Annotated in this window: 1 rRNA gene; it reads right to left on the bottom strand. The window is 54.2% G+C overall.

What is annotated here, in order from left to right:
• Positions 1–602: ribosomal RNA gene (locus tag ACFO3J_RS35880) — 23S ribosomal RNA — on the bottom strand; the annotation flags it as partial.

Genomic DNA, 602 nt, shown 5'->3' with positions numbered 1-602 from the left:
GGGGTCTTTCCGTCCTGCTGCGCGAAACGAGCATCTTTACTCGTAATGCAATTTCACCGGGCCTATGGTTGAGACAGTCGAGAAGTCGTTACGCCATTCGTGCAGGTCGGAACTTACCCGACAAGGAATTTCGCTACCTTAGGATGGTTATAGTTACCACCGCCGTTTACTGGCGCTTAAGTTCTCAGCCTCGCCACACCGAAATGTGACTAACCGGTCCCCTTAACGTTCCAGCACCGGGCAGGCGTCAGTCCGTATACATCGCCTTACGGCTTCGCACGGACCTGTGTTTTTAGTAAACAGTCGCTTCTCGCTGGTCTCTGCGGCCACACCCAGCTCACGGAGAAAATCCGGTCACCAGACATGGCCCCCCTTCTCCCGAAGTTACGGGGGCATTTTGCCGAGTTCCTTAACCATAGTTCACCCGAACGCCTCGGTATTCTCTACCTGACCACCTGAGTCGGTTTAGGGTACGGGCCGCCATGAAACTCGCTAGAGGCTTTTCTCGACAGCATAGGATCATCCACTTCACCACAATCGGCTCGGCATCAGGTCTCAGACACATGTCATCCGGATTTACCTGGACAACGTCCTACACCCTT

The organism is Streptomyces polygonati (assembly GCF_042650325.1).
Classification (GTDB): Bacteria; Actinomycetota; Actinomycetes; order Streptomycetales; family Streptomycetaceae; genus Actinacidiphila; species Actinacidiphila polygonati.
Note: the sequence above shows the minus strand (reverse complement) of the source record. Positions and strands in the feature narration are given on the sequence as shown.